Below are 14863 nucleotides of genomic sequence, written 5' to 3'. Positions count from 1 at the left end.
TGTGACTGGTATTGTTTTTACGAGGGGATACCCCAAAGGAGTATCCGATGAAAAGTCTGAAGACGCTATCCTTTCGTTCTATGTAGGATGTACTTCAGACAGATTAGAAAAAGGAGTGCTTTTTTTGCTTTGGGATATGTATTTATATAAAATCCGGGACTTTAACACGACACGAATTTTTATCTTACATATACTGTACTGTTTTAGAAAGTGAGGTGAGCAATATGCATTACGATGATTATAATTACCATGATGACTGCTATGGCGAGGATGCTTCACCCTGCAGCTGTGACTGTAACAGCTGTTGCCAGGGACCGCGGGGACCACGCGGATTTCGGGGAGCAACCGGACCGACGGGTTCAACAGGGGCTACCGGGGCGACTGGACCGGGTGTAGGCGCTACCGGGCCTACTGGAGCTACCGGGGCGACCGGAAATACAGGACCGGCAGGATTACGCGGAAATACCGGACCGACAGGAAGCACAGGAGCTACCGGAAACACGGGAGCTACGGGCATGACACCTGTGATTACCGTTGCGGGAACCATTACCGGAGATCCGGGAACACAGGCCAGTGTCACTGAGACATTTACACCTTCCGGCGCTTCATTGCTGTTCACTATACCGGCAGGACCAACGGGTCCGACCGGAAGCACAGGCTCAACCGGAGCTACGGGAAATACCGGACCCATCGGGCCAGCAGGCGCTACGGGGGCGACTGGTGCCAGCGGCATAACAGGAGCTACTGGAAATACCGGAGCGAACGGTGTAACCGGACCAACAGGACCTATGGGTAACACCGGAGCCAACGGCGTTAGCGGACCAACAGGCAATACCGGGGCGACAGGACCGACCGGTGCGACGGGAAGCACGGGGCCTACCGGACCAACGGGACCTGCCGGGCCTACCGGTATTACCGGAGCAGCTGGTGGAATCGGTCCTATCGGACCGACCGGGTCAACAGGCAGTACCGGAGCTACCGGAGGAATTGGACCAACCGGAAGCACAGGGGTAACAGGACCGACCGGGGCTACCGGAAACACTGGAGCTGACGGCGTAACAGGACCGACCGGAGCAACGGGAAATACCGGAGCCGATGGTGCTGCCGGGCCTACCGGACCGACTGGTGCTACAGGAAATACCGGTTTAACAGGTGCTACGGGACCGACCGGGGCTATGGGAAACACCGGGGCTGACGGTGCTACGGGACCAACTGGTGCCACGGGAAATACCGGACCGGATGGTGCTGCCGGGCCTACCGGACCGACAGGCGCTACGGGAAGTACCGGTTTGACCGGAGCAACGGGACCGACAGGAGCAACCGGAAACACCGGGGCTGATGGTGCCACAGGACCGACCGGAGCCACTGGTGCTACGGGAGCTGATGGCGCAATCGGTGTCACTGGAGCAACCGGAGCTACCGGTCTGGCAGGAAGCTCTGCAATCATTCCTTACAGCTCCGGTATTCCGCTATCACTAACAACGATTGCTGGCGGACTTGTTGGTACACCGGGCTTTGTCGGCTTCGGCAGCTCTGCGCCAGGTGTCAGCATTGTAGGTGGTGTTATTGACCTGACCAATGCAGCCGGAACGCTGACAAACTTTGCATTTTCCATGCCAAGAGCAGGTACCATAACTTCCATTTCTGCTTTTTTCTCAACCACTGCCGCTTTGTCGCTGGTTGGCTCCACTGTAACAATCACAGCAACACTTTATCAGTCTACAGCACCAAACAATTCCTTCACAGCTGTCCCAGGAGCAGTTGTGACACTTGCTCCGGCAATAACCGGAGTAATCGCTATCGGAACAATATCCTCCGGTACAACAACAGGTCTATCGATTGCAGTTACAAACCAGACCAGACTGCTGCTTGTATTCACTGCTACTGCTGCCGGATTGAGCCTTGTCAACACAGTTGCCGGCTATGCCAGCGCAGGAATCGCTATATCCTGATAGACAACTGCACATCCGCATCGTTTTTCTTTCATAAAACCGGACAACCAGTTAACAGCTGATTGCCGGATACTTAAAAAAATCATATCTTTTCATCAGAACCGGGACAATACCATTCCCCATTTTTAAGCTCAGCCATATACTAAAATGAATTAACATAAATGAGGTGAACGATATGCATTATGATGACTATGATTTTGATGACAAAAACTGCTGCAATGAATGCAGTTCTTCATCCTGTGACCAGGGTGACTATGATGTATGCTGCTGTCCTGGACCGCGGGGGCCGCGGGGATTCAGAGGTCCGGCAGGAGAAGCAGGTGCCACTGGAGCTACAGGAGCTACCGGAAATACAGGTCTCACCGGCGCTACGGGCGCTACCGGATTATCTGAGACGATAACCATTCGTTCCACAACAACAGCTGACCCGGGAACACCGGCACAGGTACATGACAGCGGGGGGCCAAATCATGTACTGGATTTCGTTATTCCCCGCGGTGATACCGGAATTACAGGGGCTACGGGACCGACAGGACCCGGCGTTGGAGCTACCGGGCCGACAGGCGCAACTGGTGCTACTGGAAATACAGGGGCAACAGGCCCTATCGGAGCTACAGGACCAACTGGGGCAAACGGAAATACCGGACCGACGGGTGCCATTGGCGCTACGGGTGAAAATGGAGCAACTGGGCCTACCGGACCTGCCGGACCGACAGGGGCTACCGGAAGTACAGGCGCTGCCGGAGCAACCGGTGTAACTGGTCCTACCGGAGATATCGGACCGACAGGGCCGACGGGAGCTACCGGTAGTACAGGCGCTGCCGGGGCAACCGGTGTAACTGGTGCTACCGGAGATATTGGGCCGACAGGACCGACGGGAGCCACGGGTAGTACAGGCGCTGCCGGGGCTACCGGTGTAACTGGTGCTACCGGAGATATTGGGCCGACAGGACCGACGGGAGCTACCGGTAGTACAGGCGCTGCCGGGGCAACCGGTGTAACTGGTGCTACCGGAGATATTGGGCCGACAGGACCGACGGGAGCCACGGGACCAACTGGGGCTCCCGGAAATACAGGTGCTACAGGTACCACTGGTGTTACAGGGGCCGATGGTGCCATCGGACCGACAGGTCCTATTGGCGATCCAGGCCCACAGGGGGAACCAGGGCCGCAGGGAGAACCCGGACCACAGGGTGAACAAGGACCGCAGGGTGAAACAGGAGCTACACCGATCGTAAGAGTTGGAATTACGACAACCTCCGAACCGGGTACTCCTGCCGATGTGTCCTACGTTGAAACACCGGACGGCATCGAGCTGAATTTCATCATCCCGCGCGGGGATACTGGACCAGGCGGTGGCGGAGGAGGTCTACTTGCCTATGGTGGTAAGTATAATGATTCCGCCCAGACACTGAATTTGTTAATCGGTGCTGAGCAGCAGCTGCCTCTTCCTGTGGATATGCCTGCTTCCAATGTTGACCTTGCTCCTGTGAATGCATTAACCATAGTTACCAGCGGTGTCTATGAAATCAACTATATGTTCAACGCTTCCGCTTCACTGGGTGCTGCCGTTACCCTTGCTGTACGACGCAACGGTGCAGCCATACCGAGTACGGAAGAACGCCATCTGCTGGCAATCGCAACAGAGTCCATCTATTCCGGCAGTGTGATTGAAACCTTATCAGCCGGTGATATAATCGATATGGCAGTCAGTGCGGCTATCGCCTTAACGCTGACCCTGAGTACAGGCGTTACCGTCACACTGAGTGTGAAGCGTCTGGATGATGCTTTGGCAAACTAGCAGCACTGTCTTAAAGAAAAACACCTCCCTTCTGCTTACATGCAGCTATGAACGGGAAGTGTTTTTTCTTATACATGCTTTTCAAAGGAACGGGCAAGGCGGTAGCATGCAATGGAAAACAGAAAATAACCAAGGATGGAAAACAATAGATTCCACATTCCGGAAACAGATGTCATACAGCTTTCATTATACAGCAGCGGATACAGACTCACCGCATCCAGAACATGAATACCGGCGGCAGACAGTAGCAGTGGAAACAAAAAAATCAACAATGCCGATAACAGCGTAAACAGCTGCTGACGGACACGGACAGAAACCATAAAGCAGAACATGATAATCGGAAGCAGGGCACACATTCGAAGGATTGCCGCCATTATCATAAAGCCTGCAATATGGATACCGGCTGGCAGCTGTGCAAACTCCTGCAGGGACGTAATCGACGCTGTAATGCATGGAAATCCATAGGTTTTTGCATGAAGGAGCAGCTGTGGAAGACGCGCCATGATAAACAGGGCAGTACCGCATAGTAATGCAAGTATCAGCTTTCTGTTTACCAGCGCCTTTTTTGCATGCACGCATGTCTGTAACAAAATCTGCCGTTTATTGCGATATTCAATGCATTGAAGATTCGCTATACTCAGCAGAAACAGGAAGAGAAAGATCAGTGTACTCCAGCGATCAGATACAAAAAACTGTCGCCGATAGCCAAAGGGAGCTACAAACTGACGTGAGGAATCCTGCTTTACATATTCATATTCCTGCAGCACCTCCTGAAAGGTTTCCTCCTTTAACAGCATGTTGGAAATCGGCTCCACCTGACGGCGATACTGCGCCATACTGATTTCTTTTTGATCAAGACGCTGTTGCAGACGTGCCTCCTGTTTGTGCAAATCCTCATAATAGGTCTTTTCCTTCTGAAGAAACTGCTCCTTTTCTTTGGTCAGCTCCCCCTGCAGCGTTTGCATATAAGAGGACCACAACCGTTCCTTTTCACTTGTATACAGCTGCGTATGCGAATAGCTGTACAGCTGAAATCCGGCAAAAGCCAGCAGGACGAGCGCTATTTTCTGTACCCAGAAAAGCTTATAGCACTCCTGTACCCATAAACTGCAGGTGACGGGCATATGTATACGCTGTATCCATGCCGGAAGCTGACAGCTGCGACCAGAGCGCTCCACCATGATATGCAGCAGCACGAACAATAGTACAGCCGTAATGAAAAGCAGGCTGCCGTAAAGCAATGTTAGGGATACAGGCTGTTGAAACACATTGAAATTCACATAGCCCTGTAACAGCTCAATCACCTGAAACAGGCGAATCGGATTCAGATAATACAGTACACGGAAGGTCCCGGTCGGAGATAGGAATATATGCATGAACAAGGATAACAGAACACAGGCAATCATACTGAGACAGCTGATTACCCTATGCTTAAAAACCGTGCAGAGAAGCAGCATTGCCTGAGCGAAAATAAAACAGATGCATATCTTCAGAAAGAAAAACAGCAGAAGAAACTGGAAAATACTGATCGGCAGCGTGGATTGCTGAAAAGCCGCAAGCGATTGCAGGGAAGCAGACAGGTGAATGCCGCCATACGCAAGCTCCATAAGCAGAAGATTACTGCCGTAAAACAGGCCAACAATCACAGCGGAGGATACTGCAATGGAAGCTGTCTTCGTATTCATATAGGTATGCCGGCCGCGTAAAGTCCCATACAGCATCGGCTGCAGCTTTCTTTGACTCTCCTGCTGAAATACCATGGTCGCAAATAGAAAAATTGCAAGCATGACAAGTACAGCGGTTATGGGATATGATAACGCCTTCAGCAAGGCATCCTGCAGCTGAAAATCAATAGATACTGTATGCATTGCCGCATAATCCTCTTTGCTTTTCTCTATATTGCGGATGGAGAAGCTGTCTTCCTTTGCAAATATGGAAATAGCGGATATCGTTTTTGCCTTCTGTTCGACCTCTTTGAGAAAATCCGCATACCGCTTCACCGTATCCGCCTGTTTTATAATCGGCTGCAAGAAAGCATTTTCCGCTTCCAGATCACCGGTATATAAAGAAGGTATAGTTCCGCTTTGATCAAGCTCGGGAAACTGGTCGCGCAAGGCTGCAATCCGCATCTCCGCCTGCGGGTCGTGCTGTGTTTTCAGATTGCGGATTTGTTCACGTACAAAGGCGAGCTCCACGTCGTGTGCATGCCCCTGCAGATACGTAAAGCGCTCATCACTGGATAAGGTCTGCAGATGGGTGGATAATTTCTGATAGGCTGTTGTTTCTGCGCCCTGCTGCCCCCATGTTTCGTAGGAAAGAAAGCCGATATTGCATAACAGCAGCAGGAAAAGAAACAGCAGAAACCTTTTATTTTTCCACAGCTTATACAGCTCCATTGCATACAGATTTTTCAACATGATGCTTCCCCGGCAAACAGATGCAGATACAGCTCCTCCAGTGAAGCGATACCGGGATGGCAAAGCAGCAGCTCATCAACACCACCCTGTGCGATCAGCTTGCCCTGCTTTAAAAAGATAACCTCATCTGCAATGGATTCCACATCACTTACCACATGGGTTGCAATCAGCAGGGTATGCTCCTCCTTCAGCGAATCAAACACACGACGAAGAGACACCCGCTCCTTCGGGTCCAGGCCTGCCGTTGGTTCATCGAACAGCAGAATTTCCGGACTCCCCAGCAATGCCTGCGCAACCAGGATACGCTGCTTCATACCACCGGAATATGCACCGCAGCGCTGCTTGAGGTGCTGTTGCATATTCACAAGCTCTGCGACACGCAGCACCTCCTTTCGTATCTGCTTTCTGTCAATGTTTTTCAGCAAAGCCATATAGGTCAGAAACCGTTCCCCGCTGAATTCATCATACAGTCCCTGCTGCTGCGGAGCATACCCGAGCAACGCATAATACGCCTGCTTCAGCTCACGGATATCCTTATCATTGTACAAAACACTGCCTTCCTCATAGTTCAGCTGATTGCACAGGATATTCATCAGCGTTGATTTTCCGGCACCGTTGGGGCCAAGAAGTGCATAGATGCCATGGGAAAGACGCAGGTCGATATGATGCAGCACCCTTTTATCCGCATAGGATTTACTTACATTTTTGATTTCCAGCATGCTGCTATTCCCCTTTCACAATGACATCCACCGGTATATAATCCGCCTTGTTGTTCCAGTAGTCCTTCTTTTTTATCAATCCGTAGGCATAGCTGCTTGCCTCATACTGATCCGTACCTGCCCATGTCTTCTTTACCTCTCCGACCTGATCATAGATGACATAATACATGTCCCTGGATTCTCCAAGCAGGCGGATCGGCTCCTGTGTATCCGACATTTGCAGCGTAGCCGGTTTCAAGCTGTCATCCTTCAAGCTGTATATATATTCCTTTTCTCCCAGATACAGGAACAGATGGTCATCCTCTCCGAACATCAAGCTGGCTGATGATGTATCCAGCTGCTTTCGAGCATATACCTTGCCATCCTTCATATTCAGCTGCTTCAGCATGCCGCCGGTATCCGTATAATAGATACTGTCGTTGACAAAGACACCCAAAGTATCCGCATCTGTATGAAAGCTTTTTTCCACCCTTCCGCTATCCACATTGACGCGTTCATACGCAATCTCGGCCTGCTGTGATGCGCGGTCATAGCCTGCAAAATCCCCCTTATCCAAAAGCTCTTCCGGATCTTCTTTATAACGGTAGGCATTGACGATAAGATTTCTTCCCATACACCCCAGAATGCTTTTGTTTTTCATATCCGCAACCACCTTTTGTTCGCCGCTGCTCAGTTGTATGGCATACAGCTTTTTTTCACGGACCACCTGTACGGCGGAGCTCATTTCTCCCTCTTCGGTACTCACATTCTCCGTTTTCTCAACAGGAACATACAACACATCACCGGCTACTGCCCAATCCTCATAGCTGAAGCCATAGCCGCTTGGAAGCTGACAGAGCTCTTTGCGGTTCTTACCATCCAGATCCATTTGTAAAATTCTAGCAGGTACGGTTACAGTCTCATTTTTTTCATTAACAACACTATCCTCATTTGCTATCAGATATACATGGTCCTGCTGAACGATCAGCTGCGTAATCATATCCAGACCTGCATAATATGAGGTGCAGGAAGTGTCATTGTGTCTGCACTCCGGCTTATCACATAAAAAGATTTCTTTCTTATTCTCATAATCGGTATATAAGATATTGGAATACAGGTTCCCTCCACCGTTATCGATGGTTTTTATACGGTAAAAGCCCTGTTCATTTCCATCCCCCTGATTGAGGGAGCGAAACGACCATCTCTTTAGCTGCAGCGCTTCATTGGAGGCACTCTGCTTCTGTGATTTACCGCCAGCTTTATCCGATATGGCTTGTTCCCTGCTTACACAGCCTGCAAGCAGTGTAATACAGCAAAGCAGCATGCATAGTTTTTTCATTATATCATCTCCTTGCTGCTACTTTAGCATCCGGTTGTATCACAGTTGTATATTCTGCGAGTATCTTTTGTTCACTGTTAATACGATGCAGCGTTGACAAAAAACAATAGAAAAAAACGCCGATATTCAGCGTTCTCAATGCTGTATATAATTATACAATGTCGTAGAGGTATGCTGCCCCAATGGTGTGATTCCCATCGTAAATCGTGAGGAATCCTCTAAATCCTCCACCTCGCAATACACCTGTACCTTCGCCTGATAGGATTCATAGCCATATCTGGTATAGGTCCAGTCCTTTAGGGAATCAAGACCCAGATACTGAATCATATTCCAGGCGAATTCCTTACGCTCCTGTTCGCTGTACTGCTTTACTTCATACCTGTAAAATTCAAGATTCAAAATCTTCTCGGTCTGCTTGTCCAGTGTGAAATCCCCGATATTATCATTCGCTGTATTTAGGCGGTATACCTGATTCAGCTGCCAGGCACCGCTTTTTTCACTCATTTGGGACAAAGTGCCGAATTCGACGGAAAAGGGCTCCCCCTTCTTCAAATCCAGCAGCTCATAGGGAAAGATTCCCTGTGCAAGCAGCTGATTCAGCTCCCTGCTATATTTCTTTTTCACCTCTGTAAGCTGACTCTGCTGCTTCTCTGTATAGGCACTCATATCGGACAGATGAAAGCTTTCATTATCCATCATGGTTTCATTACCCTGATAGAAATTGGCATATACTCTGGAGACAACCGGATAGTTTTTGGCGATATCCTCCGTGGATGACTGCCACACGATATCCTTATCCACTGCAACGCTGTCCTGGATGTAAAAGATACCCAGCGGCAGCAATACAGACAGACTGCAAACGCCCAGACACAAGGCAAATGCAATTCTAGTTTTCATGATCGACCACCTCCAGCAGCATCGCAACAACCGTTCCCTCATGCAGTTTACTGGTAATCAGCAGGGGACTGCCATGCAGATCGCAGATTCGCTTGACGATACTCAGGCCAAGACCTGCACCGCCCTGTTGCCGGGCTCTTGACTTATCCGCCATATAAAACGGCTGGGATGCCTGCTGGATATCCTCTTCCCGCATACCGATTCCATGATCCGTTACCGATATGCGATAGCTCTTCCCGCACAGCTCTCCCTTTACGAGTATTTCCTGAGCGGCGTCGGATGCCTTGATGGCATTATCGATCAGATTGCGCAGGGCACTGAAGAGCAGCTCCTCCAACGCATACACCGTACAGGAAGCACAATGGAAGCAAAGCCGATCCGTAATGGAAACAGCATCGTAATATTGGCGCAGCTGCTTCACCACACTGGCAATAGAAACGGGCTGCAGCTGTATGTCCTTCCCGCTCAGGGATAGAAGATCCATTAGGGTATAGGACAGTTTTTCCAGACGCTTGCCCTCTGTATAAATATAATCCGCACATTTTTTCCTTGTGTCCACATCACAGTCATACGTGCGCAAGGTGTCCGCAAACCCGAGAATCGCCGTCATCGGTGTCTTGATTTCATGGGCAAAATTGCTCATAAAATCCTCCCGCTGTGCAAGGTTTACCTCCAGCTGTTGAATGGTCTGCTGGGTCGCTTTTGCCATCTCATCAAAGCTGCGGCTCAGCTCTCCGATTTCATCATCACTCTGGATACTGGTGCGTTTCTCATAATTTCCGGATGCGATGCGGCGGCTTGCCTCATGCAGCTTCAGAATCGGTTTGCTGAGATAGACGGACAGCCGCTTCAGCAGCAGAAAGGAGAACAGCAGGACGCACAGCAGTGTGAGAAAAAAGGTTTGAAACTGCCGGTTTCGCTCCTGAAAGCAGGATGTGATATCATAACCGCTTTCCAAAAGATAGGTGAATTTCCCAACGGTGATCTGACTGCTGACCAGCATGATACGGGAATTGTTATAGGAGACAATGCGATAGGTCTGCGGATCATTCAGCGAATGCTCTTCAAACAGCTTTTTCTCCCCTGTCGCATACAGCACGGTATGCTTTGTATCCAGCAAAGCATACTGGGTTTGCGGCTGGTTCATATGACTGGCAACCTGCTGAAGATAATACATTGAGCGGCTTCTTATTGCCTTTTCATCACTCCCAAAGGAGGTCAGATTGGATGTGGCATCCTGTGTCAGCTTGGATTCCAGAGAAAAGGATTCCAGATCGTGCGTCTGCATATTGCGGGATATATAGGATTGCAAAAGGTGGTCATGATTCTGTACCATCATAAAGGTTGCGCCGGTGGAAAACAGAATCGCGATAACTGCAGTGCTGCTCAGTGTGAGCTTATCGCTGAACTTCATCCTTCACCTCCAGCATATAACCGATTTTATACACGGTCTGAATCACCCTGTGCCAGTCCAGCTTCTTGCGTAGACGCTGTATATGCAAATCCAGGGTGCGTGTCTGTTCAAACTCCTCCTCATGCCAGACCTTTTCATACATCGTATCGCGATACAGTGCGATATTTTTATTTTGAACCAGATACAGCAGCAGCTCATATTCTTTTTTTGTCAAAGCGATGGTGCGGTTCTCCTTTTCCACCAAACGGGTCGCTGTATGAATCGTGACATCCAGTACATGGATATCCTGCATACTTTTATGATAACGGCGCAGCACACTTTCCACTCTTGCCGTAAGCTCATCCACCGCAAACGGTTTCACCAGATAATCATCCGCTCCCATATGCAGACCCTTTACGCGGTCCTGCACACTGCCCTTTGCCGTGATAAAAATTACCGGAATCTGCAGCTGTGCAAGATATTCCATCAGTTCATAGCCATTGATTTTCGGAAGCATGATATCCAGCAGAACCAGATCATAGCTTTGTTTCTCCACCATTGCTGCCCCCATTTCCCCATCCTGCGCATACTCGCATTCATAGCCGACTCTTTTCAGATTCAGCATCATCACCTCTGCGATGGCCCGTTCATCCTCAACAATCAGAAGCCGCATGCTATCACCTCTTTTCTGTATGATACATAATTTTTGTATCCAAATTGTATCCTGTCAACTTTTATTTTACCATACTTTATTAGAAGCCGCTTGCTCTTTAGCTGGCGGTAGTTCACAACCATTCCGTACAGCTTCCATGAAGTACTTATCAACTTAAAAATACAAATAGCGATCACTACAGTGTATCTTAAACAGTATTGCCATTCATCAGCACACCTTCATGCAGGAAAAGGCATAGCAAATGGTAAAACATTACCTACAGCCCTGTATACAGAGATAACGCTGATTACCGAAGAACCTGAAAAGAAAAGTCATCCCTTTTCTATACAGGATGGCTTTTCTGTTGTGTTCTAAGTATTTTATTCTGGAATTACAGACAGCTTATTTCTTGTCAGATTTATGTAATCGTTTTCTGAGTGACTCAAAGGTATCACATTCCAGTAGTAAAGTGGACACAATCTGCATTTGCTCCTCAGTTAATGCCTGCAGCCACGTTGCGCAATCCTCATGAAACTTGATTTGCATCTGTCTGTGTAAGAGCTGCCTCTCTCCTTCCATTTTTCCGGCAGCTTTTCCCTCGTCAAAGCTGTCACGCAAGCCGTTGCGGTAACGTGCCTCTCCCATTTGAATCGCCATAGCCGTTGACCACAGCTCATCATCCTTCTGCATTTCCTCATACTTGTTCATGAATACCCTCACCAACCTTTCCTTTGACTTCAGTATATCATTTTTTTCATTATTTTCAAACAGATACACCAACTGTTCAAAGTCATTCAGCCTCTGCATTTCCTTCTCCTTTACGATGTCATTGATTGCCGGCATATGAACAAAGGTGCGAAGGATGAGCGGATAGCCGCTTTCATCTTCTCCCTGCTCATTACGCATCTGATACTGATTGATCAGATTTCTGTTGTTCCATGCATACTCATCAATGAAGATAATTTGATAAACCGGCTTTAATTGATCATAAAACTCACCGCTTTTCAGCTGATTGTTCAACGCTCTGGCACCGTAAAATTCAAAGCGCATCATTTCCGCTATTCCCTTACAGGTCGTCTGCATCTCGATATTGAAATGACGATTTTGTTCATCCTTTACATGCACATCCAGAATGATGCGCTTCTTTCCGATGATGCCCGGATCCAGGTTGGGATTGAGTACGGTGCTTTCCTTTACCCTGATTCCGGTAACACGCTCAATGATGGTGTTGCGGGCGTACACAGAGCCTTCATCCTCACGGGAAAGGGTGTACTTAAAAAATAGATCGTTACTGTAGTTGAGTTGATTCCTTGCATTTGACATTTTTATGTCCTCCATTCTGTAAGGGCTCCTTACCCCCTTCTATACGTATGGAATCTGTCAAATTCCTAAAAAATCCGCAAATCTTTGATAACTTTTTCTATTTTTCACGTTAAAAGGGATTTTATCATATTCGCATTGTCTTTAAAGCATTCCCCTGTCGATCTGCTATACGGTTTTCCCCTTCACAGGTATCCATAGTCGGTGAAGAGCTACAACCCTTCACAAAGCGCACGCAAAAGCAACATATCGTAGAAACTATCATCAGCTACGGGATTGTATTTGAAGCATTTGATACCGATGTTTATCAGGCTATATTCGCTATAAGTTCGATTTTGATTATCGTGGCACTCATCACAAAACACAATTTTACAAATGAAGCGGATATGATCAAACAGCCTCCTTTGTGATATATTAGATATGGACTGGCAGATTATTAGCCCGGTATTTTTCATTGAAAGCTATATGCTTTCAACGCCTTACCGGCAGATATAAATGCAGGGATGCGGCAATTGTGTACAGTCTTCCTCATCTCTCTGCAATGCCGTTTTTGTAAGTCCTTCTAAAGTCTGGTTTAAACCGCCGTATACTTCCTGTCACCGATTAACATACCTTAAGAAACCGATGGTATTTTTTACTTCATTTTTATTGTCTATTGCGCTAAACTGTAGATAACTGCGTTCAGAGGTATGCTGCCGGATATATCTGTTTATCCTGCACATACTTGCATACGGAAGCATTACGAAAGCGAGGCTTATAATATGGAATTATTTGACATCCTGCAAACTGCGGAAGAGGTAAGCGGCATTGATATGAAAGCTGTTTTGCAGGCAATGGGAATCAGTGTAAACGTAAAGGAGCATACAGAGCAGGAACAGGCACTGATCTGTTCGTTTGTATCCAATTTCATCACCCTTCCTGCATGGAGGGTGGATAATGACGATATTGTGAAGGCACTGCTGAATGTTCTGGTAGAAAAATATAAGCTGCCGCTATCCTTTGTAGCTGCGGCGGCAGGAGTGCAAAAGGAGCAGCTTGCATCATTTCAAAAGGGCGGGGAGATTCCCCTTTCCACAAAATACACACTGGCCGCGCAAATCAGCAGACTGAGTAATATGATCTGTCCCTTTGATGAAACCATGCAAGCATTGAAGCAGACAGGCAGGAAATAGCTGTTTTCCCTACTGCAAAGGATGAACCAAAAAAAATCAACCGCAAGGAATATACACAGGTTGATTTTTTTATGCTGTCCTAAGTGTGAGAAAGTATCCATCCGTCGGTATGCTTTTCTTTATGATACCGCACTGCGGACATGGAAAACATGGCACAGCTGTAGACTTTCCGCATACGACAAGAATTTTTCAATCAGACTAGCCGGAACAACCCCATAGGAAGCAGCTGAGACAGGTATATGGATATCATAGGAGGTCAACACCACCTCACAGCGTTTCCATTACTGCGTATGTATCCCTCTATAGTCTGTGACAGGCTGTACAACAGCTGCATGTTATCTTACGTGCTTTTTCGCTTCCTCAACATCCTCAAACACCGTGTGGTTGATCTGTGCAGAATCAATACGGCAGAAACCACCGCATTCTCCATAGCTGTCAATGCTGAACACGAAACCGTTTTGTTTGGTTTCCACATCAATTACATGTCCATCATGAATCTGCCCCTCATCCAGGTAATATACCAGAGTTCCTTCCTTCATAAGCATCATCTCCTATATTCAGGATATGCGCAATATTAAAAAAAGACAAGGAAAATGCAAACAGCTTCTCCTTCATCCGATTCCTGTTCAAAGGAAGAGGACTGCATACTTAGAAACAGTAAAAGATCAAGCACATTGATCAGCCGATGCGCCTGATTCTTTTGATTAAGCGGATTTTATGAGGATACCTTAAAGCGGAAAAGACACCTTACTATCCCTGTATGCCTTTTCTTTCCTCATCCCATTCCCGGATGACCTCCTCCAGAATGGCTGCGGCAGTTTCCACCGTATGCTCACATTTCTTTTCCTTGCTGTGATACACCGGTTTAATCTTCGCACAAAGACGAGAACCCATTTTATTTTGAAATGCTATGACCAGCTTCTGCGTCAGTGTTCGAAGAAAAGAACAGTCGTGTGCCTTTGTTTCCACATAGCGTGCGGAAACTACACAGGCTGCGCCGCACAGGGCACCGCATACATCTCCAATCTGAAAGCCACCGCCAAAGGCTGCTGTCATCTTCATATCCCTGTCATGCAGGTCAAGACCATATACCTCATTGCCTGCGCGAATGATGCTTTCCGCACAGTTGTATCCCATATGATAATATTTCACTGCTGTTTCTGCTAACATATCGAACCCTCTTTCTCTTTCACGTATTCAGTATACCAAAAGTTTCTTTTGA

Annotated in this window: 12 protein-coding genes; 3 read left to right on the top strand and 9 right to left on the bottom strand. The window is 48.0% G+C overall.

The features are described 5' to 3' along the window. Nucleotides 1-224 precede the first annotated feature (224 nt). Nucleotides 225-1952, top strand: coding sequence for an exosporium glycoprotein BclB-related protein (locus ACG3M1_RS05080; protein ID WP_008819588.1), 1728 nt, complete (start codon nucleotides 225-227; stop codon nucleotides 1950-1952). A gap of 175 nt (nucleotides 1953-2127) precedes the next feature. Continuing rightward, entirely contained in the window at nucleotides 2128-3753 is a 1626-nt protein-coding gene (locus ACG3M1_RS05075; RefSeq protein ID WP_395814975.1) for a BclA C-terminal domain-containing protein, read from the top strand. A gap of 68 nt (nucleotides 3754-3821) precedes the next feature. Here ACG3M1_RS05075 and ACG3M1_RS05070 read toward each other — a convergent pair whose 3' ends face one another. From ACG3M1_RS05070 to ACG3M1_RS05040, 7 genes are all read right to left on the bottom strand, one after another. Next, complete coding sequence (locus ACG3M1_RS05070; protein WP_009269656.1) at nucleotides 3822-6170, bottom strand: ABC transporter permease; 2349 nt, start codon at nucleotides 6168-6170, stop codon at nucleotides 3822-3824. Next, entirely contained in the window at nucleotides 6164-6889 is a 726-nt protein-coding gene (locus tag ACG3M1_RS05065) for an ABC transporter ATP-binding protein (protein WP_008819585.1), read from the bottom strand. Before ACG3M1_RS05065 ends, ACG3M1_RS05070 begins: the two co-directional genes overlap by 7 nt. Nucleotides 6890-6893: 4 nt before the next feature. Then, nucleotides 6894-8207, bottom strand: a complete 1314-nt coding sequence (locus tag ACG3M1_RS05060) for a hypothetical protein (RefSeq protein WP_009588073.1) — start codon at nucleotides 8205-8207, stop codon at nucleotides 6894-6896. Between the two features lie 135 nt (nucleotides 8208-8342). Beyond that, on the bottom strand, nucleotides 8343-9104 hold the full coding sequence (locus tag ACG3M1_RS05055; protein WP_009588066.1) for a hypothetical protein: 762 nt from the start codon (nucleotides 9102-9104) through the stop codon (nucleotides 8343-8345). Further along, entirely contained in the window at nucleotides 9094-10518 is a 1425-nt protein-coding gene (locus ACG3M1_RS05050) for a sensor histidine kinase (RefSeq protein ID WP_008819582.1), read from the bottom strand. Before ACG3M1_RS05050 ends, ACG3M1_RS05055 begins: the two co-directional genes overlap by 11 nt. Continuing rightward, a complete protein-coding gene (locus ACG3M1_RS05045) occupies nucleotides 10502-11170 on the bottom strand; it encodes a response regulator transcription factor (RefSeq protein WP_008819581.1) in 669 nt (222 codons plus the stop codon). The genes ACG3M1_RS05050 and ACG3M1_RS05045 overlap by 17 nt, the downstream gene beginning before the upstream one ends. 381 nt (nucleotides 11171-11551) lie before the next feature. Further along, the gene (locus ACG3M1_RS05040) at nucleotides 11552-12472 is read right to left on the bottom strand and encodes a PD-(D/E)XK nuclease family transposase (protein WP_035303337.1); all 921 of its coding nucleotides are present in this window, start codon (nucleotides 12470-12472) and stop codon (nucleotides 11552-11554) included. 758 nt (nucleotides 12473-13230) lie between these two features. Here ACG3M1_RS05040 and ACG3M1_RS05035 point away from each other — a divergent pair. Next, on the top strand, nucleotides 13231-13641 hold the full coding sequence (locus tag ACG3M1_RS05035) for an HTH domain-containing protein (RefSeq protein WP_008819579.1): 411 nt from the start codon (nucleotides 13231-13233) through the stop codon (nucleotides 13639-13641). Between the two features lie 335 nt (nucleotides 13642-13976). On the opposite strand, the gene ACG3M1_RS05030 is transcribed toward ACG3M1_RS05035, so the two are convergent. Then, nucleotides 13977-14180 carry a hypothetical protein gene (locus ACG3M1_RS05030; protein ID WP_008819578.1) on the bottom strand — a complete coding sequence of 68 codons (204 nt, stop codon included), beginning with the start codon at nucleotides 14178-14180 and terminating at the stop codon, nucleotides 13977-13979. Between the two features lie 211 nt (nucleotides 14181-14391). Beyond that, nucleotides 14392-14811: a C-GCAxxG-C-C family (seleno)protein gene (locus tag ACG3M1_RS05025; protein WP_008819577.1), complete on the bottom strand. Its 420-nt coding sequence runs from the start codon at nucleotides 14809-14811 to the stop codon at nucleotides 14392-14394. Nucleotides 14812-14863: the final 52 nt, after the last annotated feature.

Origin of the sequence: Clostridium sp. 10cd* (assembly GCF_044336395.1) — a bacterium.
In the GTDB taxonomy this organism is placed as follows: domain Bacteria; phylum Bacillota_I; class Bacilli_A; order Erysipelotrichales; family Erysipelotrichaceae; genus Clostridium_AQ; species Clostridium_AQ innocuum.
This window is presented reverse-complemented; position numbering and strand designations above follow the sequence as displayed.